The sequence below is a fragment of the Shewanella bicestrii genome (genome assembly GCF_002216875.1).
Lineage (GTDB): Bacteria > Pseudomonadota > Gammaproteobacteria > Enterobacterales > Shewanellaceae > Shewanella > Shewanella seohaensis.
Window position 1 is genome coordinate 4,656,910 of the sequence record NZ_CP022358.1, and the last position, 21,854, is coordinate 4,678,763.

General features: G+C 48.5%; 18 protein-coding genes. 7 read left to right on the forward strand and 11 right to left on the reverse strand.

The window, feature by feature from the left end; all coding sequences use genetic code 11:
• Positions 1-79: 79 nt before the first annotated feature.
• The gene (locus CF168_RS20360; protein ID WP_089068813.1) at positions 80-826 is read right to left on the reverse strand and encodes a class I SAM-dependent methyltransferase; all 747 of its coding nucleotides are present in this window, start codon (positions 824-826) and stop codon (positions 80-82) included.
• 265 nt (positions 827-1,091) lie between these two features.
• Between CF168_RS20360 and CF168_RS20365 the strand changes: the two genes are divergently transcribed.
• Together CF168_RS20365 and CF168_RS20370 are read left to right on the forward strand one after the other, a co-directional pair.
• A complete protein-coding gene (locus CF168_RS20365; RefSeq protein WP_089068814.1) occupies positions 1,092-3,356 on the forward strand; it encodes an EAL domain-containing protein in 2,265 nt (754 codons plus the stop codon).
• A 92-nt stretch (positions 3,357-3,448) separates the two neighbouring features.
• Positions 3,449-4,294 carry a 23S rRNA (adenine(2030)-N(6))-methyltransferase RlmJ gene (locus tag CF168_RS20370; RefSeq protein ID WP_089068815.1) on the forward strand — a complete coding sequence of 282 codons (846 nt, stop codon included), beginning with the start codon at positions 3,449-3,451 and terminating at the stop codon, positions 4,292-4,294.
• Positions 4,295-4,333: 39 nt separating this feature from the next.
• Here the strand turns inward: CF168_RS20370 and CF168_RS20375 are convergent, their stop codons facing one another.
• Genes CF168_RS20375 through CF168_RS20385 form a run of 3 tightly spaced genes read right to left on the reverse strand, consistent with a single transcriptional unit; the run spans position 4,334 to position 6,698 of the window.
• Positions 4,334-5,053 carry a lytic transglycosylase domain-containing protein gene (locus CF168_RS20375; RefSeq protein WP_089068816.1) on the reverse strand — a complete coding sequence of 240 codons (720 nt, stop codon included), beginning with the start codon at positions 5,051-5,053 and terminating at the stop codon, positions 4,334-4,336.
• Positions 5,053-6,081 carry a DUF3137 domain-containing protein gene (locus CF168_RS20380; RefSeq protein ID WP_089068817.1) on the reverse strand — a complete coding sequence of 343 codons (1,029 nt, stop codon included), beginning with the start codon at positions 6,079-6,081 and terminating at the stop codon, positions 5,053-5,055. Before CF168_RS20380 ends, CF168_RS20375 begins: the two co-directional genes overlap by 1 nt.
• 50 nt (positions 6,082-6,131) lie before the next feature.
• Complete coding sequence (locus CF168_RS20385; RefSeq protein WP_011624553.1) at positions 6,132-6,698, reverse strand: LemA family protein; 567 nt, start codon at positions 6,696-6,698, stop codon at positions 6,132-6,134.
• Positions 6,699-7,164: 466 nt separating this feature from the next.
• On the opposite strand from CF168_RS20385, the gene CF168_RS20390 reads away from it, so the two are divergent.
• A complete protein-coding gene (locus CF168_RS20390; protein ID WP_157705992.1) occupies positions 7,165-8,772 on the forward strand; it encodes an AbgT family transporter in 1,608 nt (535 codons plus the stop codon).
• A gap of 90 nt (positions 8,773-8,862) precedes the next feature.
• Here CF168_RS20390 and CF168_RS20395 read toward each other — a convergent pair whose 3' ends face one another.
• From CF168_RS20395 to CF168_RS20410, 4 genes are all read right to left on the reverse strand, one after another.
• Positions 8,863-9,162 (reverse strand): hypothetical protein, encoded by a 300-nt coding sequence (locus CF168_RS20395; protein WP_088212811.1) that lies wholly within the window; start codon positions 9,160-9,162, stop codon positions 8,863-8,865.
• 48 nt (positions 9,163-9,210) lie between these two features.
• Entirely contained in the window at positions 9,211-9,489 is a 279-nt protein-coding gene (locus CF168_RS20400; RefSeq protein ID WP_089068818.1) for a hypothetical protein, read from the reverse strand.
• A 126-nt stretch (positions 9,490-9,615) separates the two neighbouring features.
• The gene (locus CF168_RS20405; RefSeq protein ID WP_089068819.1) at positions 9,616-12,750 is read right to left on the reverse strand and encodes an efflux RND transporter permease subunit; all 3,135 of its coding nucleotides are present in this window, start codon (positions 12,748-12,750) and stop codon (positions 9,616-9,618) included.
• Between the two features lie 9 nt (positions 12,751-12,759).
• Positions 12,760-13,908, reverse strand: coding sequence for an efflux RND transporter periplasmic adaptor subunit (locus tag CF168_RS20410; RefSeq protein WP_023266142.1), 1,149 nt, complete (start codon positions 13,906-13,908; stop codon positions 12,760-12,762).
• 817 nt (positions 13,909-14,725) lie between these two features.
• On the opposite strand from CF168_RS20410, the gene CF168_RS20415 reads away from it, so the two are divergent.
• Positions 14,726-15,472, forward strand: coding sequence for a TorF family putative porin (locus tag CF168_RS20415; RefSeq protein WP_089068820.1), 747 nt, complete (start codon positions 14,726-14,728; stop codon positions 15,470-15,472).
• 101 nt (positions 15,473-15,573) lie between these two features.
• On the opposite strand, the gene CF168_RS20420 is transcribed toward CF168_RS20415, so the two are convergent.
• Positions 15,574-16,263 (reverse strand): DNA-3-methyladenine glycosylase I, encoded by a 690-nt coding sequence (locus tag CF168_RS20420; RefSeq protein WP_089068821.1) that lies wholly within the window; start codon positions 16,261-16,263, stop codon positions 15,574-15,576.
• Positions 16,264-16,466: 203 nt separating this feature from the next.
• Between CF168_RS20420 and CF168_RS20425 the strand changes: the two genes are divergently transcribed.
• A complete protein-coding gene (locus CF168_RS20425) occupies positions 16,467-17,114 on the forward strand; it encodes a glutathione S-transferase family protein (RefSeq protein ID WP_089068822.1) in 648 nt (215 codons plus the stop codon).
• Between the two features lie 276 nt (positions 17,115-17,390).
• On the opposite strand, the gene CF168_RS20430 is transcribed toward CF168_RS20425, so the two are convergent.
• Both CF168_RS20430 and prlC read right to left on the reverse strand, forming a co-directional pair.
• Positions 17,391-17,921: a thioesterase family protein gene (locus CF168_RS20430; protein WP_011718763.1), complete on the reverse strand. Its 531-nt coding sequence runs from the start codon at positions 17,919-17,921 to the stop codon at positions 17,391-17,393.
• Positions 17,922-18,050: 129 nt separating this feature from the next.
• Positions 18,051-20,090, reverse strand: a complete 2,040-nt coding sequence (gene prlC / locus CF168_RS20435; RefSeq protein WP_089068823.1) for an oligopeptidase A — start codon at positions 20,088-20,090, stop codon at positions 18,051-18,053.
• 267 nt (positions 20,091-20,357) lie between these two features.
• Here prlC and CF168_RS20440 point away from each other — a divergent pair, with 267 nt between their 5' ends.
• Both CF168_RS20440 and CF168_RS20445 read left to right on the forward strand, forming a co-directional pair.
• On the forward strand, positions 20,358-21,146 hold the full coding sequence (locus CF168_RS20440; protein WP_089068824.1) for a hypothetical protein: 789 nt from the start codon (positions 20,358-20,360) through the stop codon (positions 21,144-21,146).
• A gap of 95 nt (positions 21,147-21,241) precedes the next feature.
• Complete coding sequence (locus tag CF168_RS20445) at positions 21,242-21,757, forward strand: hypothetical protein (protein ID WP_089068825.1); 516 nt, start codon at positions 21,242-21,244, stop codon at positions 21,755-21,757.
• Positions 21,758-21,854: the final 97 nt, after the last annotated feature.

Genomic DNA, 21,854 nt, shown 5'->3' on the forward strand with positions numbered 1-21,854 from the left:
AACCTAGGTTAGCGCTTTTTTATTGCCTTAATCCTCAATAACTAAGGGACAAGAGGGCGTTAAAAATGGATGAAGAGCACTACTTCATTGCCGATTTTACATAGACATCGAAGCGGTTTTTCTTCGTTTCGATAACCATGCTGGGCTTAACGCCGGCGAGGTCTTCGGCATAATCGGGGCGCTTCACCACTACACGCTTACTGGCTAGAGCCATGGCGGGTGCGAGCAATCCATCGGCGTCGAGATCCGCACCGACTAAGGTTTGAAAGACTCGCATTTCTTTTTTAACTAAGGCTGATTTGTCACGGTGAGGGTACATAGGGTCGAGGTAGACGACATCGACCTCTTGCTCTAATTTGGCGAGTGCTTCGAGGCTAGAACCATGGAAAAGCTGCATACGTTCACGCATCCAGTCGCCGATTTCGGCATCTTGATAGGCACGGCGCAGGCCATCTTCTAATAATGCGGCCACTACAGGATGGCGCTCTACCATAGTCACAGTGCAGCCTAAACTTGCCAACACAAAGGCATCGCGGCCGAGGCCCGCTGTACCATCGACCACTTTTGGGGTAACACCCTGCTTTAACCCGACAGCCTTAGCAATCGACTGCCCACGACCACCACCAAACTTGCGTCTATGGGCAACCGCGCCAGTGACAAAATCCACCACTATGCCATCGAGCTTAGGCTCATCGCGCTTATGTAGCGTCAAGGTGTCTGATTCAAAACGCACTTCAAACGGCGCATCGGCATCAAAAACCAGTTGCCAGCGGGCACAAATGTCCACAAGAGTTGGAAATTGCTGATTAAAAAAAATCGGAGTCACAGGCTATCTTCAAAGCAACAAAATGATGGCTATTATGCCTAAAAATCTGCTTCGTGAATATGTAACTCGGTCAATCATCTTGTTAATGCTCATTATTCTATGAGTCAATTTGTCTAAGCCACCTTAGGTAAACTCAAACATGAGTCACAGTGTAATTAACTGATTGATAAAGGCAAAAATCTATTTATATAACAGTTTAGCGATTTGTGTTATATGTTTTGTTCCGAGCCAACCTTGCGACTTCCATACGGAATAAGGACATTTTTTGCTTAACTGGCTGAAAGGTTTTTTGTTTATCAGGGAGCAAGACTTTTTAAACCCCGATAGAACCATATTAAAAACCAGTTTATTGCGGATTATTTTGCTAAGTGGTGCCATTCTGACCACCAGCATAGTGCTGCATAGCTCCTTGATCGCATATGAACTCAACCTCAGCTTTATTATTGGCATTACGGTCAGTTTTTTAACCGTCTTATTTCTCGCATTATGGTTTACCCGTCGGTATTTGCTGGCGAGCTCAATCAGCTTGCTGGCCATGGTGGTCGCGGCCTGCTTGGCAATACTGTTGTTTATTCCAGATTTTACCTTGTCGCAAGCAGGCATTACCTTCCTGTATACGCTACCGCTGATGGCGCTTTTCCTGTTTGGTCGAAAAGTCGCCTTCTGGATGATGTGCTTCAATGTGCTGCCTTTCTTATTGCTACTGCGTAACCAGAATCTCCCGCCTATTGTCGATGTAGATATTAGCCTGCCAGCGACCCACGCTTACCTCAACGGGCTGTTGTTTATGTTTTTCAATATTTGTATCCCGTTGTCAGCCATGCGGTTGTTAAAAACCCAGAAAGTCCATGCGCAGCAAATGATCCAGCATCAACACGCGCTGCAACGCTCTTTAGATCAATATGCTGAAATCTTTGACAATAATGGCACGGCCTCCTTCTTCTGTAATGAAGATGGAGTGATCCTCAACTTGAATAATGCGGCAAAACAAATCGCAGGAGATGTCACACTTAATCGCACTCGCCTGTGTGATATTTTTGAAGTGGACCAAGATACCAGTACGAATTTGTTGGCCGCCTCATTCCATACCCGTTTAAGGCACAATAGCGGCAGCCGATATCTACTGCAAAAAGCCTCATTAGAGCACCATGATACCTTGCTGTTTCACTGCCACGATATCACGGCACAAGCCAATCATGAGCTCGAACTCAATCGACTCAAAAAGCACCATATCAGTACCCATTTTTACGATTTAGTCACTGGCTTACCCAACGAGAACCACTGGTATAACCCGACACCAAGTACCGCCCACCAGGAAATGACAGTCGCCCTAGTTAAGATCGATAATCTAAGCCAAATTAATGCCGCCTTTGGCATCAGCGTGGGAGATGCCATCCTCAAAGCCTTTGCCTTAGAACTTAAAGAGCGCTTCGGCCATCAGGCCAAAATATATCGTTTTAGAGGTGCATCCTTTGCCCTGGAATTTACCGAACTGCCACTCATCTCGCCAGAGACGCTCGCACCGCAATTACGTCTTCGCATTCCGACAAGTTTAAAACTTAAGCAAGAACAACAGATTGAATACCATTTAGAGTGCCGCGTTGGCTGTAGTTCTGGCCATAAACCCGCTCCGCAGCAAGCCGCCGAGCAATGCTTGATTGCCATTAAACAAACCACCCAAGCCAACCCAGTTATGGTGTATTACGTTGGCTTGATTAACAATTTACTTGAGGCATCCTCGCAAGAAAGCAAAATCCGCGACGCGCTAAAACACAACCGACTGGAAATGTGGCTGCAACCAAAAGTGTTGGCAGATGGGCATATTATTAGCTTTGAAGCGCTCGCCAGAATGTTCGACAAAGACGGCAGTATGATCATGCCCAGCACCTTTATCCCCATCATAGAGTCATCGCAGTTGCAGGCGATTTTCGCCATTAAAGTGTTTAGGCAATTACTTCAATTGATCCGTGCTTGGCCCAAAAATGTCCCTATGACTAAGATTGCCTTCAACCTATCGGGACAAGATATTTTATCGGATCGATTCTTCAAGGTACTGATCCAGACATATATTAACCATCCCGAACTCATTCCAATTTTAGAAATTGAAATCACCGAAACCTCAGTGTTTTCCACCCACAAAGAAACTGGCAGACGCTTAAACACACTCGCGAGAATGGGCGTTTCCATTGCGATCGACGATTTCGGCACAGGCCATGCTTCCTTGAGCCAGCTGATTGACATAAGCGCCGATACAATAAAAATTGATCGCTACTTTGTCAGCCAGCTCGGCATTAGCGAGCGCCACACGCAAATTGTCAACGCGGCAATTCTGTTGGCAAAGAGTTTAAAACTGCATGTTATTGCCGAGGGGATTGAAACTGAAACCCAATTGATACAGCTCACAGCACTGGGGTGTGAACAATTCCAAGGCTACTTATTTGGCAAACCTGCACCAGCCTCGTTGTGGCTAAAAACCTATCAAATGCAAACCCCAACCCACTGGTTAGCACAGAAAAAAACGGCTAACTGAGGCATTCGTTTTACGCTTTAAGGCATCCTAGGTATAATTGCCCACATGCGTTTGCCTCCCTTTGCATTGTTTGCAAATAACTAGGATCCTCCATGTTAAGTTACCGCCACGGTTATCACGCCGGCAATTATGCCGATGTGCTGAAACACGCTATTTTGCTGCAAACTTTGCAGTTAATGCATAAGAAAGACAAACCCTTAGTCTATATCGATACCCATGCGGGTGCGGGCGGTTATGCGTTAACGGATGAGTTTGCTCAGAAGACGGGCGAATACCTCGAAGGCGTAGCTAAGCTTTGGAATAAAACCGATCTGCCAAAATCCCTGCAGGATTATGTAGATGCGGTGCGTCACTTTAATGAAGACAATCCAGAAGAACTCAACTTTTACCCAGGTTCTCCTGCCATTATCGATATGGAGCTTGGGCCGAAGGATCGTATGCTGCTGCACGAGCTGCACGGTACCGATCATCTGCTGCTGGATGAGTATTTCGAGCAGGATAAGCAGGTAAAAGTCATCAAGGGCGATGGCCTTAAAGGATTGATTGCTGCGGTACCGCCACTTGAGCGCCGCGCACTGGTACTTGTCGATCCCAGTTATGAGATTAAGACCGACTATCAAACGGTCGCCGAGACCTTAATCAAGGCACACAAACGCTTTGCCACGGGCGTATTTATGCTCTGGTATCCCGTAGTCAACCGCGCGCAGACGGAAGAAATGCTTTCCCGCTTAGCCGGCAGCGGCATTAAGCGCCAGTTACGTATCGAACAGGCAATCAAGCCGGACTCCAATGAATTTGGCATGACAGCCGCAGGACTATGGGTGATTAACCCACCTTGGCAACTGGATGAAATCGCGACTGAGATGCTCGATTATCTCGGCAAAAACTTAGGCCAATCCGATGGCAATGTCATCGTTAAATGGGAAGTTGGCGAATAAGCCAATCCTATTGCGTCATCACCGCATGCAACAGAGCAGCTAGACTTTGGCGCTGCGGTAACGTTTTAGCAGAATTTGCACCCGTTCCACATAGGCTTGGGTTTCAGGATAGGGAGGAATACCGTTGTATTGGGTCACTGTGGTTGGCCCAGCATTGTAGGCGGCGCAGGCCAATGCAATATCTCCATTGAACTGTTTTAGCATTTGCGCCAAATACTTACTGCCGCCGAGAATATTCTCCTCCGGCAAAAAGGCATTGGTCACGCCCATCTCTTTGGCGGTTTCGGGCATCAATTGCATCAGGCCCATTGCGCCAGTACGTGACAAGGCCCTGGCATTAAAGGCCGATTCAGCGTGGATCACGGCGCGGATAAGTGCCGGGTCTAATTGATGTTTATGAGCCGCACGACTGATCAAGCTATCGTAATTGCGGGTAAACAGCCGAATACCATTCCAGTCAATTTTAGAATCAGGACGACAGGCAAAGCAGTCATAGAGCAGGATTTGATACTCATTGGTGGTCGGCGCTTTATCGGTAAAAGCCGTCACGCCATTGGCCTGTAGATATTGATAAACTTTGACTTTTTCTTGCCCAGTGTTACTCACAATACCGCTTTCAGAATAACGGGCCACAATACGGGGCTTAGGCTTGGCTTCTTCGGCAAACGCGGCCGCAACACTTCCCCAAGCCAACCACAAACCAAGGCTAACGATGGCTATCGACTTAAGGCAAAGTGGCGAAGAATGCGTTGCTGGCATCAAAGTCCCGTGTGTTCGTTGAGTTTAAGTACTTCAATAATAGCAAAGAGTTGCTTCATCTCACGGTTTAACTGGCTAAATTCCGCCGAAAAATGAGCACTGTCGAAGATAGAGCGCATCTGAAAACGACTGCGGCGATTAGGCAAAAACAAGATCAAACGGTTGCGAAAGAAGGCGCATTGAATCTCCCCATCGAAGGACTTTGCCAATTGCTGCAAACGCTCCATAAAGGCGGTATTGAGCAAATAGCGCGACTCGATTTGATCCGTTGAAAACACATCGAACTCTTTTTCGAACAGGGGATCTTCAAGCTTAACCCTTTGCAGCCCTGAGTGGCTGTCGGATAAGAAATTGGCCAGCCCGCCGCGATCCTTTAATACCACGGTATGACCAATAAATTGCTTATGGCTACTCAGCTCAACCACAGTGCCGCGAAAGCAAGTCTCGGTGCGAGTTACGGTTCGGCGTTTATTGCCGTCCCACTCCTCCACTCGCACGTCTTTGGTCAGGGTTAACTCATTGACGACTAACTCGATGCCCTTGTACTGACCTTGAATATAATCACCAAAGCTCGCTTTATCGTAATTGGGTAGCACCTTAGCCGCAGTGAGACGATTCATGTCGAGGCGCATCTCGCGGTTGTAGATAAAATCCTCGCCAAAGTACTTAAACATGATGGGATAAATTTCTTGCTGCACTTGCCGCTTAAACTGCCGAGTCGGTGTAAAACTCCAAAAACCTAATCCCAATAGTGCGACAAACGGCAGCGGAAACAGCATGAGTCCACGGCTATGTCCCAATAGCGCTAACAGCACGAGACCTACGACTATCACCAAACTAAGATATAAGCGTTTACGCGTGGCCTTAAGGCTGTTGACGCGCTTGGTTTCATAGCGGGCGGCCAGCGGCGCCAGTTGGGTATCGTAGTACTCCTGCAGCGACGCCCTATCCGAAGCGTCCGCCGACAATCTTACCGCCTGCCGCTGAGCCTTGATGGGACTGCCTAAGATAAAGGTGAGTATATTCATTTAGTTAATATGTTTGCGGAGCCTATCTTGGCCCCGCAAATATCGAAGGATTACAGATAATCCGCCGCGTCTATCGGCGCTTTAGAGGCTTCATTCACCTCGTAGAATGGCATCACCTTAATGTTTGCCATCGACGCAATAATCGACCCGGGGAAAATCTCAACGGCAGTATTTAACTCAGACACCGCCGAATTATAGAAACGGCGGGCAGCAGAGATATGGGCTTCGACCTCGTTATAGGTTTGCATCGCCTCGAGCATAGTGTTGTCTGACTTCAGCTCAGGGTAGCTTTCAACGCTCACCATCAAGGCACCCATTTTATCGTTCAGCTTCTCGGCTTGCGCGATATGCTCTTTCACCGCATTCGGATCTGTCTTGTTGTAATTGCGGGTTAATTGCGTGCGTAGCTCAGTGATTTCAGTGAGTAATGACTTTTCATGATCCATAAATCGCTTAGCGATTTTGAGGATATTGGGCACAAGATCGGCGCGCTTGGCTAACTGCACATCGATTCCCGACAGGGCTTCGAGGGCGGTATTGCGCTTTTTGACTAGGCTGACGTACCAAAGGTAGGTGACGATAAAAATCAGCGCTAATCCTAATAACAGTTTGTCCATCTTCCATCCTTAGGGTTTGTTCTTAGTCTCAACGGGTACAGCTAAACATAAATGGCCAAGAATTTCATCTAAAGCGATAGCTAACGCAATGAAATATTAGCTTTAGCTACTCTGGTCAGAGCATTAAACAACAAAATGACCAGCGAGATTATTCAGCTTGGATACAGAAAAACTAGGCTATAGTGTATATGCACAACGTTAAGAGCAACCTTTTTGCTCGTGAATACTGGACTCCTAGTGAGTCCATTTTTTTACCCCGCATTTCCCCCATAATCCGCCGCACAGCCGCAGTTGCAACATTTAAGTTTCAATTAAAGCTTAACCATCATACTTTTCGGCCAATTTTTTAACTTTCACCTTAGCGTTAATCAAACCACTTGGGCCAGACATAGCTCTGCCAAGTACGCCGCATCGATTCTGCTCACGGGTAAAGAATGCGCTAGCAAAGGTCGACAGAGGCAAGAGAATGAGCTCGAAATCCAACGATATTCCCGTCAATTCACCACAGGCCGACGACATGAGTTCTCGCGGCTGGTTTGTCCGTTTTCTTAATATTGTCGAACGCTTAGGGAACTTACTTCCCCATCCGATTACCTTGTTCGCCCTGTTCTGTGTCGCCGTGATCTTAGTATCGGGCATTGCGGGCTACTTTGGATTAACGGTGACCGATCCGCGCCCCGAAGGCGCCCACGGCCGAGGCGCCGATGGACTTATCCACGTCGTCAGCCTGATGAATGCCGAAGGCTTGCGGATGATAGTGTCCAACTTAGTCACTAACTTCACCGGCTTTACGCCCTTAGGCACTGTGCTGGTCGCCCTACTCGGTGTGGGTATCGCCGAGCGTTCTGGGTTGTTATCCGCGGCGATGCGGGCACTCGTTATGGGTGCGTCGAAGCGATTAGTGACGTTAACTATCGTGTTTGCAGGCATTATGTCGAACACGGCGGCAGAGCTTGGGTATGTGGTATTAATTCCTATGGCGGCGATGATCTTCCACTCCTTAGGTCGTCATCCACTGGCGGGGCTTGCCGCAGCATTTGCTGGGGTATCAGGGGGATACAGCGCTAACCTATTGCTTGGTACTGTCGATCCGCTGTTATCGGGTATCACTGAGGCGGCGGCGCGGATGATCGATCCCGACTACAACGTCGGCCCCGAGGTTAACTGGTACTTTATGTTTGTCTCGACCTTTGTGATCACTTTCCTCGGCGCCTTTGTGACCGAGAAAATTGTCGAGCCGAAACTGGGCAAATATCAAGGCGATGATGCCGATGAGACCGTGCACCAATCAATGGGCAATGTCACCGAGCTGGAAAAACGCGGCCTCAAGTGGGCGGGATTATCTATGCTGGTGCTAGCGGTATTCCTTGCGCTGTCCGTCGTGCCAGAAGGTGCGCCACTGCGCGATCCGAAAACCGGTCTGGTCTCGGGTTCGCCATTCCTCAAAGGCATAGTCGCCTTTATCTTTATCTGTTTTGCTATCCCCGGTTTTGTCTACGGCAAGGTCGTTGGCAGCATTAAAAACGATAAAGACGTTATCAATGCCATGTCGCACAGCATGAGCACTATGGGGCTGTATATCGTACTGGTATTCTTTGCGGCGCAATTTGTGGCCTTTTTTAACTGGAGTAATCTCGGCGCCGTGTTAGCCGTACTGGGTGCCGATGCCCTGCAATCCATTGGCTTAACTGGGCCAATCCTGTTCCTGTTTTTTATTATGATCTGTGGCTTTATCAACTTGATGCTGGGTAGCGCCTCGGCCCAGTGGGCCATTACCGCACCGATTTTTGTGCCCATGCTGATGTTAGTCGGCTATGCGCCCGAAACCATTCAAGCGGCCTACCGTATTGGCGACTCAGTCACTAACTTAGTCACGCCTATGATGAGTTATTTTGGGCTGATTTTGGCCGTGGCTTGCCGTTACCAGAAAAACCTCGGCATAGGCACGCTTATCGCCACTATGCTGCCGTACACCTTAGTGTTTTTCGTTGGCTGGACGACGTTCTTCTTCCTGTGGGTGTTTGGCTTTGGTCTGCCAGTGGGACCGGGCGCAGCCACTTACTACACGCCTTAAGCCGGTCTAACTCCATCCCTAATAAAAAGGGCGTCGAAGCTAAGCTCGACGCCCTTTTTGATGTCCGAATTCATGCAAGGATTAACGACTTCAGTCGTACAGCCATTCCATTAAAAAACTACAGATCAGCAAGAAAACCCCCAGATTAAACACCACAGTCTGTAATTTTGCCTTAGGCGATTTATCCTCGGCCTGACTCATCACTTGGTTGAGGGGAGTAAAAAACATATTAGGGTCGAGCCCCATGCCAATAAAAAACACAGCAACGGCGAAGAGGCGAGTCAGCTCAGGAACGGCCAGCTGCTCAAGATAAAACTCATAAGCGCCATAGGCGACCGTGCCCACGGCGATACAATGGCAAACGACTGCCATGATAAGCTGCTTGGTCATAAAACCTCTCACCGATGACACCACTTTGCTCCTAAAGCCAACGTACTGTTACTCATTATGCGGCTGATAATATTCGGCGCGCAGTCTATCTCTTTTACGTTGTAGCCGCACCCAGTCAAACCAACCAAATAAAATCCCTGCCGCAGGATAAAGATAGAGTGCCCGAGCTAACTCACCCCAAAAGGATGTATCTGAGGTCAAATAATGGATAGTGGCGACCACGACTGAAGTCATACAACCCCAAAACAAGACACCAACCACTAGGATAGAAAACCACTTTCCCTTGGCTATGGCTTTATCCAGCGCTGCAAGTTCCTGTGCCGACATACCAAGCTCCCCATCATTATGATTCCGCCAATATGCCTGAATTGGTTAATGCTGGCTATCCATCGTAGTAACGATACGCTAACAAAAAGCCCTGCATGTGCAGGGCTTTAAGAGTGTTAGGTTCGATTACTCCGCCGAGGTCGGCTTTTCTTCTTTACCTTTCTTCTCGCGCTTACTAAAGATACGTTCCACAATCACGAAGAACAACGGCACGAAGAAGATACCTAGGAAGGTCGAACTCATCATACCGCCGAGTACCCCAGTACCGATGGCGTTCTGACTACCAGAACCTACACCTGTACTAATCGCTAACGGTACAACACCTAGACCGAAGGCGAGTGACGTCATCAGAATTGGACGCAAACGCACACGTACCGCATGTAAGGTCGCCTCGATAAGTCCCGCACCTTTCTCATAGAATTCTTTGGCGAATTCCACAATCAAGATGGCGTTCTTCGTCGCCAAACCGACCGTCGTCAACAGACCCACCTGGAAGAACACGTCGTTTGGCAAGCCACGACCATTCATCGCCAGCAGGGCACCGATAATCCCTAGCGGAACCACTAGGATTACTGCGAACGGTACAGACCAGCTCTCATAAAGCGCCGCCAGTACGAGGAATACCACCAAAATCGACAGAGCATACAGCGCTGGCGCTTGGTTACCCGATAAACGTTCCTCATAGGATAAGCCGTTCCACTCGATACCAAAGCCTGGTGGCAACTGCTTCACCATGTCTTCCATGATATTCATCGCCGCACCAGTACTGAAACCAGGAGCCGTTGCGCCTTGAATGTTCATGGCAGGTAAACCGTTGAAACGCTCTAGACGAGGTGAACCATATTCCCAAGCGCCCGTTGCGAAGGCCGAGAATGGCACCATGTCGCCCTTGTTGTTACGCACGTACCAAGTGTCTAAGTCTTCAGGTTGCATACGGTATTGCGCATCACCCTGTACGTAAACTTTCTTCACACGACCGCGGTCGATAAAGTCGTTTACATAAGAGCCACCCCATGCGGTTGCGAGCACGCTGTTCACGTTCGCAATCTCAATGCCTAAGGCACTCAGTTTGGCGTGGTCGATATGCAACTGATAGATTGGCGCATCTTCCTGACCGTTTGGACGAACGCCCACGAGGTTTGGATTCTGTGCCGCCATACCTAACAATTGGTTACGCGCTGCGACTAACTTGTCGTGCCCTTGGCCATTCTTATCTTGCAGGTACATATCGAAACCGTTAGCCGTACCCAGCTCGATTACCGCAGGCGGTACGAAGGCGAATACGAAGGCTTCTTTCATTTGGCTGAATACGCCCATCGCGCGGCCCGCAATGGATTGCACATCCATACCTGGCGCTTCACGCTCTGACCAATCCTTCAAGCCAACGAAGGCAATACCCATGTTCTGGCCTTGACCCGCGAAACTGAAGCCCGCCACGCTGAATACCGATCTCACGCCCTCTTCTGCCAGATAGTGATCAGAGACTTTCTCTAACACTTTCATGGTGCTTTCTTGGGTAGAGTTGGTTGGCAAAATTGCCTGCGTGAACAAGATACCTTGGTCTTCATCAGGTAAGAATGCCGTTGGCATGCGCATGAAAATCCAGCCCACTGCCACGACTAGCGCAGCGTAAATCATCATGACTCTGAAACTACGCTTCACAATGCCAGCCACGCTCGATTCGTAACGGTTGGTTAAGCGATCGAAGCCACGGTTAAACCAGCCAAAGAAACCTGTTTCGATATGGCCATGGCCTTTCTTCAACGGTTTTAACATGGTCGCACAGAGTGCAGGTGTTAAAATCAAGGCCACCAGCACAGACAGCGCCATCGCAGAAACGATAGTGATCGAGAACTGACGGTAAATAACCCCAGTAGAACCCGACATAAACGCCATAGGTACGAATACCGCCGACAAGGTCAGACCGATACCGACTAACGCGCCAGTAATTTGATCCATCGACTTACGGGTCGCCTCGAGTGGGCTTAGGCCCTCTTCTGCCATAACCCGCTCAACGTTTTCCACCACCACAATCGCGTCGTCCACGAGCAGACCAATCGCCAACACCATAGCGAACATGGTGAGGGTGTTGATGGAGAAGCCCGTTGCCGACAGAATCGCAAAGGTACCCAACAATACGACAGGCACGGCGATCGTTGGAATTAAGGTCGCACGGAAGTTCTGCAGGAAGAGGTACATGATGACAAACACCAGTACGATAGCTTCAAGCAGAGTGTGTACTACGCCTTCAATCGATTTCTCAACGAATGGCGTTGTATCGTAGGGGTAAACCACATCTAACCCAGCAGGGAAGAAGGGACGTAACTCTTCAACTTTAGCGCGAACTGCTGCCGCCGTATCAAGGGCGTTAGCGCCGGTTGCCAGCTTAATCGCGATACCCGAAGCTGGTTTGCCGTTATACAGAGACTCTACTGCATAGCTTTCTGAACCCAGTTCAACACGCGCCACATCACCCAAGAATACGTTCGCACCCGACGTATCGGATTTAAGAATGATCTTGCGGAATTGCTCAGGCGTTTGTAGACGGCTCTGTGCCGATACAGTCGCGTTTAGCTCTTGTCCAGGCAGTGATGGTGTGCCACCGAGTTGACCCGCAGATACCTGCGCGTTTTGCGCACGGATAGCGCTCACCACATCTAAACTGGTGAGGTTGTATTGGGTCAGTTTCAGTGGGTCTAACCATATACGCATCGCGTATTGGGCACCGAAAATCTGAATTTCGCCCACGCCCGGTACACGGCTCATAGGATCTTGGATGTTAGCGCCCACATAGTCGGCGATGTCACCCTTATCTAAAGAACCGTCGGTCGAAACGAAGCCCAGTACCATCAGGAAGCCAGAGCTTGACTTGTTAACGTTAACCCCTTGAGATTGCACCTCTTGTGGTAACAAAGTCATTGCGCCCTGTAACTTGTTCTGTACCTGAACCTGCGCGATATCCGGATCGGCTTCTGCGTTAAAGGTCAAGGTAATAGAAGCGTTACCAAAGCTATCACTGGTTGATGCGATATAACGTAGGTGGTCGATACCCTTCATACGTTGCTCAATCACCTGAGTCACTGAGTCTTCAACGATTTTGGCCGATGCACCTGGGTAGTTCGCACTGATCACCACTGTCGGTGGCGCAATACTGGGGTACTGCGAGACTGGCAGGGATCGGATCGACAGAACCCCCGCCAACATAATGATTAAGGCGATCACCCACGCAAAGATGGGGCGATCAATAAAAAAACGTGCCATAGCTATGCCCTATTGTGCTTGGGTTTCAGAAATAACTTTGGGAGTGACTGGTGCACCTGGACGGATCTTTTGTAATCCTTCCACAATCAACTTATCGCCCGCTTCCAAACCGGCAGTAATACGCCATTGATTGTCGATAACTTCAGCTGTGGTAACAATTTTTGCTTCCACTACGCCTTGATCGTTCACCACCATAGCCACGGCTTGACCCTTAGCGTTACGGCTAATGGCTTTTTGTGGCACTAGGATGGCTTGAGGATCGGTACCGGTATTCAATACGGCGCGAACATACATGCCAGGCAGTAAGATGCCATCGGGGTTAGGGAACTCTGCACGCAGGATCACTGAGCCAGTGTTTTCATCCACACTCACTTCAGCAAATTGCAGCTTACCGCTGTGGCCATAAATCGTGCCGTCTTCTAAGACTAACTGCACGTCGGCATTATCAGCCGCCTGCAGCTTACCTTGCTGCAGCTTGGCTTTTAGACGTAACAGCTGAGCACTCGACTGCGCGATATCCACATTGATAGGGTCGAGCTGTTGAATGGTCGCCAACGTTTGGCTTTGGTTAGCGGTGACCAGCGCACCGGCTGTCACGCTCGATTTACCGATACGGCCTGAAATAGGCGCTAACACTTCGGTGTATTCGAGGTTAATTTTGGCAGTGTTGATTGCCGCTTCAGCCACAGTCACACTCGCCAGCGCTTCTTTGTAAGCCGCTTCAGCTTCGTCGAAATCCTGCTTACTGATGGCGTTAGTCTTCACTAACTGCTGATAACGCGCAGCTTTCGCCTTAGCCGATGCAAGGCTTGCATTCGCTCTGGCTAAATCGGCATTTGCGCTTACCAATGCCGCTTTGTAAGGCGCAGAATCGATTTGATAGAGGGACTCGCCCTGCTTCACATGACCGCCTTCAACAAAGCTACGCTTGGTAATAATACCATTCACTTGAGGACGCACTTCGGCTTCGAGGAATGCCTTGCTACGGCCCGGTAATTCGACTTGGATAACCTGAGGTTTGGTCGCCACATTGATGACCCCCACCTCAACACTCTGCGGCCCAGCGCCAGCATGACCAGCCTTCTCTTCTTGAGGGCTACAAGCTGCCATCCACAACGCCACGCTAATTACTGAGGCAAGTTTAATTGTCTGCCGCATGAGAACTCCTTTAAATATTAACGCTACCGTTTTGCCACGCTGCAATGGTGAACTCACGGCCGTAATTATAACTAAAATCAAATCTGCTACTTATCGCATACCCTATAAGGATGAACAAGAAAGATAAACCAACTAAAATGTAAACTAATGAAAATGTTTACACCCTAGCGAATACCTTATTCATTAAATTGTTACCCTATTTAATGAATATGCTAATAGTGGATAAGGTTGTTAGCGTTATACGATACAAAGCACTTATCCAGCCTACTCTATATCAAAAATGTTGCAAACATGTTTGGCAACACAGCTTTAGTCACCATAAATGCTGAACACAGTTAATCGATAACGATGCAATATATTCGCTCACGCCTCTCATTAATAAGATTTTACGCATATAATATCCCCCAAATAACGGCAGATGCTTGATAAACAAGGATGGTTCATATCGCCTTGTTATCCAACTAAAGCGTTGAAAAATCGTAGGCGAAAAATACTCTTGATACCGTGAAATAATATATGGCTTATGTAAATTCTTTTTAAATCTACATCTTGGAAATGAGAGACGCCCAAAACCTTGGACGCGACATTTTATGACCAAGTGTAATTGAGGGCAAACCCGAAATGGCGATTTACACCCCATTAAATGAAACTCTGCTTCCCAAAAAACGTATTTAAAAAATAAACGCTGCTCGCAATCGCGCTATTTCGCTGCTTGTTCACATTCATATCTTTTCGTCATTGGTTCATCCCAAGCTGCACCGCTATTCACAACTTATTTTTACGATAAAGGTGCGCTAACAATTCCCAATACTTTGAGATGATGATTATGAAGACTCGTACTAAATTTTTGCTGACAGGGGCGTTGCTTTCTTTGGCAGCAAGCTCCCACGGCGCCGAAGATAATCAACTCTTTGGCGGCACCATTAACGGCAACCTTAACTTTGCATCCGACTATGTGTTTCGTGGTGAATCAGAAACCTTAGACGGCGATATTCCTGTGGTGCAAGGCACGCTGAGCTGGAATCACAACCAAGGCTGGTATGCAGGGGTATTTAGCTCCAACATCAAATTTGCCGATCCTAACTTAGAAATCGTTACCGCACCTTTTATTGGCAAAGCGGGGGAATTTGGCGACTCAGGTTTTACCTACGATGTGATGTTGTTTTCATACCTCTATCCCGGTGCGTCCTACTCCAACTACACCGAGCTATGGTTAAAAGTAGGCAAACAATTTGGCCGCGCAAATCTGCAACTCGAAGTCACCCCAACGGTTGATGATTGGTTTGGTGTCGATGGCTGGCACGGGGTTAACTATGCCTTGCACCCAAGCTATAGCTTTGACAATGGCGTAAAAATCTCGGCCTCAGTGGGTTATCAAGACCTCAGCGGTGATGGTGCCGAAGGTTGGGGCCACTGGAACATTGGTTTGAGCAAAGCTTATTACGGCCTCAACTTCGACCTGCGCTACCACGGCAGTACTGTCGACAGTGACCATAAAGTCTATGGCACTCAAACTCAAATCTTCGATGACAGAGTCGTCATTGGGATCAGTAAAAGCTTTTAATCGTTATGTGACTTACCCGTTCATCTCACTGCTTCCCTGCAGTACTCCAATTGCTTGATATATCGAGCCTTGACCAGCCAATGTGGCTGGTCCTTTTTTATCTAAATACGATTATCACCCACGCTACAGGCTAAGACGCGGCTAATATCCGCAAGACACCGACCCGATTCTTGCTGCCATTGATTGAAGGCTGCCTGCACCTGCTTTAGCGCCGTTTGCGAGCTAAAACCGGCATCTACCAGCTTGTGTGCCTTAAAATAACCTTGCACATCATCGGTTAACAAAAAGGTGTCCTTACCAATTCCACGTAAGAAATACGGCCCAGTATTGCCGCCGAGACGAGCGCCGCGTTTCTTTAAGAGTGCCCAAAGCCCGACGATATCTTCGGTCGGCCAGTCGGCAATCAGCTTAGCCAAGCTGCCATGTTCGCGGGCAATATCATGGATCATCAGCGCATTGTCATAAATCGCTTGGGTCTTCTTTAAATGGCGAATTAAGGTCGCATCCGCGGCGCGGGCTTGGATCTGCTCGGGCGACAACATCAATACCTTTTCAGGCACGAAATGAAAGAAAGACTGCTCATAGGCGGGCCACTTATTATCGACCACACGCCAGACGAAGCCACTCTGAAACACCTGCCGACTCATGGCGGAGAGCAGCGTGGCATCATCATACTGGCGAATTTCGGCACTGCTCAGGCAGCTTGGCAACAATGCTTCGAGCCCCTTTTTACCGCCCTTGCGCTCACTCGCTCTGGCATAGATGGATGAGAAACTTTCTAACTGGCTCATACTGTTACCTTTGGTTATCTCTATTTCACTGCGGTGTTAAAGCTAATAGTACCGAATTTTAGCGCGAGCGGATCATTCCGCATGGCAAACCACTTTTACGCCACTTCCACTACTTTTAAGGGAAATCCTACAGCAAGCGCCTTGATAGCGACTAAAGTTAAGTCGTAGAGTCAAAAAATGCAGGGGTTGTGGGGTCGACACCTATGGAGCTGTTCTATCATCCGTTATCACGTTATTCACAGAAGGTGTTGATTGCTCTCTATGAAAAACAAGCGAACTTTTACCCGCGGATCACCGATTTGCGCGACCCGTTAGCGCGTCAAGCATTCCAGCAATTTTATCCTCCCGGGAAACTACCGTTACTCAAAACCCACGAAGGCCAACTGCTCCCCGAGTCCAGCATTATTATTGAATACCTAGACAGGCATTTTCGAAACGGTACCGAGTTACTGCCCACCGAACCCGAGCGCAATTTAGCGGTGCGCTTATTCGATCGCATTATTGATAACGATATCAATAACCCGTTATTTCAATTAGAAAAATTAAAGCATACGCCCGAAGGGCATGAATTTGAGATCAAGCAGATAGAAAAGCAGATGTTTATCCAGTTTCAGCGCCTTGATGCCCATTTGAGCCAAAGTCACTGGGTGTGCGGCGACAGTTTTACCTTGGCCGATTGCGCGCTTATCCCCTGTTTAAGCTACAGTTTTTCCCACTTAAATCTGCTGGATTTAGATGAGTTAGTACGTTACTGGCAACAGGCGCAGCTACGCGGCGCCTGGATGCTGGTGCTTGAAGAGGTGCTACTCGCCGAAATGGAGGAAGACACAGGGATCAGGAGTATTCCCTAGTGCCAACACATTAGGGCGTGTTGACGTTTCAGGGTTATTTTTGCAGCAATTTGGCTGGCGTTTATGCAAGACGAAGTCCGTGCGGTGTAGTTATTCTACATAAACGGACGATAACGCAGCAGAAACGTCAGCCAAACGCTGCCCGAAGGGTTCGTCTAGCAAGCTCGTTCTCTTTGCCACTCGTCATTTGAGTAGAATAACTACACGTCATTCCTCGTTTCGCGAGCACGAGCTTGCCAGAACGAACAAAATCTAATCTCGAAACGTCAACACGCCCTAGCGATTGCGTTCTTTCTTCAATTGTAAAAACGCTTTCCATTTAATGACTTCTGGCGGCAGCTCAGGAGCAGGATCGGTATAACCCGCCTCTTTGACTAACACATCCAAGGGAACTTGCTTACCTTTACAGACAAACACACCACGCACATGCACTATACAGTGCAGGCCACGCTCACTCACAAAACGTTGTTCAATATAGAAATATTTCTCGTCCCAGCCCACGACTTTGGTTTCAATCTCAAACTTTTTTAACGGCTTGATATCGCGGATATAGGTAAATTCGGCGGCGTTAACAATCGGCATCCACTTTAATTTAAGGAAACGCTTCAACAGCCCCATTTCGGCCAACATATAAGTGCGCGCCAGATCCATAAACGCCGGATAACGGGAGTTGGTCAGGTGGAAGTTGATATCGCAATCGCTAGGCAATGCCCGGTAAGTAATGCGGCTCGTGCCCAAAAAATCAATCTTACGGCAGTGACGCGTGCGCCAAAATAACAACCAAAACAAACGGAAATACAGATTCATATGCAGTCGCCCTAAAAATAAGAGCCACAGGCTAACAGAGGTCATACCAGAGGGCAAGCGAGATCTGGCTCACAAAAAAGGCGCCAAATGGCGCCTTTTTTATGCTCAAGCATTCCTATTGAGTCTGGCTTAAGCAGCAATCCCAGAGTGGCGCAGCAACGCATCGATACTCGGCTCGCGACCCATAAACTGTTTGAACAAGTCCATAGGCTCGGCTGAACCGCCCATTTCGAGAATGTTGTGCAAGAAGCTACGGCCCGTTTCAGGATTGAAGATGCCTTCCTCTTCGAAGCGAGAAAACGCATCCGCCGACAGCACTTCTGCCCACTTGTAGCTGTAGTAACCCGCGGCATAACCGCCCGCAAAAATATGCGCAAAACCATGTTGGAAACGGTTAAATGCAGGCGGAATTAATACGGCTACCTGACGACGCACTTCGTCCAAGGTCTCTTGAATACGCGCCCCTTTGGCGGGGTCATATTCGTGGTGCAATCTAAAATCGAACAGTGAAAACTCAAGCTGGCGCAACATCATCATGCCTGATTGGAAATTTTTCGCCGCTAACATCTTGTCTAACATGGCTTTGGGTAAAGGTTCACCAGTTTCGTAGTGACCGGAGATCTCCGCCAAGGCTTCTTCTTGCCAGCACCAGTTTTCCATAAACTGGCTAGGCAATTCGACCGCATCCCAAGGCACGCCGTTGATGCCAGACACGCCTGCCACGTCGATTTTGGTCAGCATATGGTGAATGCCATGGCCAAATTCGTGGAACAGCGTCGTCACTTCATCGTGGGTAAAGAGTGCCGGTTTGCCATCTACAGGGCCGTTAAAGTTGCAGGTGAGATAAGCCACAGGCTTTTGTAGACCCGCAGGTGTGTGACGACGCACTCGGCAATCATCCATCCAAGCGCCGCCGCGTTTACCCGTGCGGGCGTATAGGTCTAAATAGAAGCTGCCTCTGTGTTCGCCCGTGTCGTCGAAAATATCGAAGAAACGCACGTCTTTATGCCAACGGTCGAACTCAGTTTGCTCGACAATCTTTAAGCCAAATAGGCGCGAGACGGTGTAAAACAAGCCTGAAAGCACTTTATCTTCGGGGAAGTAAGGGCGCAGCAACTCTTGAGAAATCTCATACTTATGTTGCTGTAACTTCTCGGCGTAGAAACTCAAATCCCAAGAAGCCATTTCGCTCACACCGTACTGCTCCAGCGCAAAGGCTTTTAACTCAGCCAGTTCGGCCTTGGCCTGCTCCTTAGAGCGCAGCGCCAATTCGTTTAAGAATGCCATCACCTGCGCAGGCGTTTCTGCCATTTTCGTCGCGAGGGATTTTTCGGCAAAACTATCAAAGCCTAACAACTGTGCCAGCTCGTGGCGCAGCGCAAGGATTTCGTCCATCAAGGGACCATTATCGAATTCGCCCGCATTTGGACCTTGATCCGAAGCGCGCGTCACGAAGGCGCGGTAACACTCTTCACGCAGGCTACGGTTTTCGCTATAGGTCATCACGGGTAAATAGGAAGGGAAATCTAAGGTAAATAACCAACCTTCTAATTCACGGGCCTCAGCCATCGCTTTGGCGGCCGCCTTGGCTGAATCGGGTAGACCGGCTAATTCTGCCTCGTCGGTAATTAACTTAGTCCAAGCTTGGGTCGCATCGAGCAGTTGATTCGAAAAACCGCTCGTCAGCTCGGATAGGCGTTTAACGATTTCGCCATAACGCACTTTTTGCCCATCGTCTAAGCCGATACCTGAAAGCTCGAAGTCCCGTAAGCTGTGCTCAATCACCATCTGCTGTGCTTGGCTTAATTGGTCAAAGTCTACTGATGCACGTAGTGATTTATATGCCTGATAGAGCCCTTGATGTTGACCCACATAGGTGCCGTATTCGGATAAAAGTGGCAAACAAGCATCATGGGCCGCGCGCCATTCATCAGTGCTCACCACTGAGTTCATATGGGAGACAGGCGACCAAATCTGACTTAACTCATCATCCACTTGCTCGAGCGGGGCGACTAAGTTATCCCAGGTAAAAGGCCCAGGGGTTTGCAGCACTTCATCAATCTTGGCACGACACTGAGCAATGGCCTGCTCAACGGCAACTTGAATGTGTTCAGGTTTAATCTGGGAAAAAAGCGGTAATTTTGCGCCGTTAAGCAAAGGGTTGCTCATAATGGTTCCTCTACAATCTGTGTAGCTAATAAATAAGGGCTTATCTGCTATTTATCAAGGCGAGAAAACCGATTGCCCCCTTCGCAGATACACCTAGCCGTATTCCACAAAGAAAAAAGCGAACCAGTTCACAATTAAGATTTACACCAAATTTACTTACTCAATCTTGACGAGCTGATCGCAAATCGAATCCATTCTCATTAACGATCATATTCGCCTGAGTTAATATCTGCACATATTCCGCATCTTTATCAGATTGGCTTAAATATGGCAGCTTCACTTCATCCCATCCTTAGTGCCGTCGGCGTGATTAGCGTCATTTGCTTGAGTCACCCATGCTTGGCGAACGAGAGCTTAGTGCAAACCGAAGGTGTCTCAAGCAGCGTATTACCCGCAGCAACCACAGCACCTTGGGCCGCAAATCTAGACTTAGGTTGGGATAGCAAATATGTGTCCCAAGGACGTAACAATCTGGCAGAGGGTGGAATTTATTGGCTAAATGCTAGCGTCCAATACGGCAATCTCACCACCTACGCCCTTGTCGGACGCGGCGATAGCCAAGCTTATACCGAGTGGAACATTGGTCTCGAATACGCGTTAAACCTTAGCGAACACTTAGAGGCGAATCTGGGTTATCAGCGGATTGAAGGTTATAGCAGCAGTCGCTGTCAGGATAACGAACTGTTCGCAGAATTAGCCTACACCGCCGCCCCTTGGTTAGTGCCTTCGGTGAGTTATGTGTATTCCACCGAGGCCGCAGGCTATTTTGTCGAATTGAGTCTACACAGTTATTGGCAACTGAGTGAAGGCTTTACTCTCGCCCCTTATATAACCCAAGGGATTGATTTTAAATATCGAACAGAAGAACACAATGGCCGTAATCACCTCCAATTTGGTTTAGAGGCCAATTATGATCTGGCCGATAATATGAGTCTCAGTGGCCATATTAGCCACAGCATTGCCCAGGACGATATTGAACAAGAAGCGGCCGTCAACGGCGACTTTAGCTCGCAGGATCAAACCTATGCGGGTGTCCACTTTAATATGAGTTTCTAAGTTTTTAAGTACGCTTCTCCGTTTGGCAAACTCTTCTCGCCCTAACTACACTCAAGAAGTCGATGGAACGACTCAGCTTGGGCGAGGAACAGGGAATGTTAACGCATCATATAAAATGGCTGTCTAACGCATTTATCTTATTGATATTTTATGGCTTATCATCATTTGCTGCCGAGCCAGAATTAGAAGCATTATCCAAACCAGCTACAACTGAGCCCCTACCCTTAGGAACCCTACTCGACAGTGAAGGGAAACCGCTCCCGATCCCGATTCAACAAAGCGCCTTAGATTACCAATCTCCCGTCATAGACACTGACAATATGCCTGCGAAAACAAATACCCATAAGGCAAAGTCGACGTCATCGAAAAAGAAAAAGCAGAGCCGCAAGCAACAACTCGCCAGCCGAGAGAAAGTCGCTAACAACCCCAGTTGCCGCTGGCTCAATGCCCGCATGTCACAACTCGAAACCCAGATTGGCAACCGCCCCGACAAAGCCGCGAGCTATCAGACCGATGAGCTCAGTGCCCGTCAGCAGGAATGGCAATGCCTCAAATGCGGCGCCGAAGGGCCAAACCAAGACGATCACTATCGTTGCCAATATCGCCGTTAAGTTTGAGCTAACCGCCTAAAGATAAAGTAGGTGCTTTGCTGAGATTTTTGGCGGCAAAACAAGGTCTATAGCAAAGCAACCTAATGGGCTGGTCTGC

What these genes read in the sequence shown, in the direction of transcription:
- CF168_RS20380 (WP_089068817.1), bottom strand. Translation starts at nt 6,081, where the DNA reads ATGAATATACTCACCTTTATCTTAGGCAGTCCCATCAAGGCTCAGCGG.
- CF168_RS20375 (WP_089068816.1), bottom strand. Translation starts at nt 5,053, where the DNA reads ATGCCAGCAACGCATTCTTCGCCACTTTGCCTTAAGTCGATAGCCATC.
- CF168_RS20420 (WP_089068821.1), bottom strand. Translation starts at nt 16,263, where the DNA reads ATGAGCCAGTTAGAAAGTTTCTCATCCATCTATGCCAGAGCGAGTGAG.
- CF168_RS20385 (WP_011624553.1), bottom strand. Translation starts at nt 6,698, where the DNA reads ATGGACAAACTGTTATTAGGATTAGCGCTGATTTTTATCGTCACCTAC.
- prlC (WP_089068823.1), bottom strand. Translation starts at nt 20,090, where the DNA reads ATGAGCAACCCTTTGCTTAACGGCGCAAAATTACCGCTTTTTTCCCAG.
- CF168_RS20390 (WP_157705992.1), top strand. Translation starts at nt 7,165, where the DNA reads ATGAGCTCGAAATCCAACGATATTCCCGTCAATTCACCACAGGCCGAC.
- CF168_RS20430 (WP_011718763.1), bottom strand. Translation starts at nt 17,921, where the DNA reads ATGAATCTGTATTTCCGTTTGTTTTGGTTGTTATTTTGGCGCACGCGT.
- CF168_RS20370 (WP_089068815.1), top strand. Translation starts at nt 3,449, where the DNA reads ATGTTAAGTTACCGCCACGGTTATCACGCCGGCAATTATGCCGATGTG.
- CF168_RS20400 (WP_089068818.1), bottom strand. Translation starts at nt 9,489, where the DNA reads ATGTCGGCACAGGAACTTGCAGCGCTGGATAAAGCCATAGCCAAGGGA.
- CF168_RS20445 (WP_089068825.1), top strand. Translation starts at nt 21,242, where the DNA reads ATGTTAACGCATCATATAAAATGGCTGTCTAACGCATTTATCTTATTG.
- CF168_RS20425 (WP_089068822.1), top strand. Translation starts at nt 16,467, where the DNA reads ATGGAGCTGTTCTATCATCCGTTATCACGTTATTCACAGAAGGTGTTG.
- CF168_RS20395 (WP_088212811.1), bottom strand. Translation starts at nt 9,162, where the DNA reads ATGACCAAGCAGCTTATCATGGCAGTCGTTTGCCATTGTATCGCCGTG.
- CF168_RS20405 (WP_089068819.1), bottom strand. Translation starts at nt 12,750, where the DNA reads ATGGCACGTTTTTTTATTGATCGCCCCATCTTTGCGTGGGTGATCGCC.
- CF168_RS20415 (WP_089068820.1), top strand. Translation starts at nt 14,726, where the DNA reads ATGATGATTATGAAGACTCGTACTAAATTTTTGCTGACAGGGGCGTTG.
- CF168_RS20440 (WP_089068824.1), top strand. Translation starts at nt 20,358, where the DNA reads ATGGCAGCTTCACTTCATCCCATCCTTAGTGCCGTCGGCGTGATTAGC.
- CF168_RS20410 (WP_023266142.1), bottom strand. Translation starts at nt 13,908, where the DNA reads ATGCGGCAGACAATTAAACTTGCCTCAGTAATTAGCGTGGCGTTGTGG.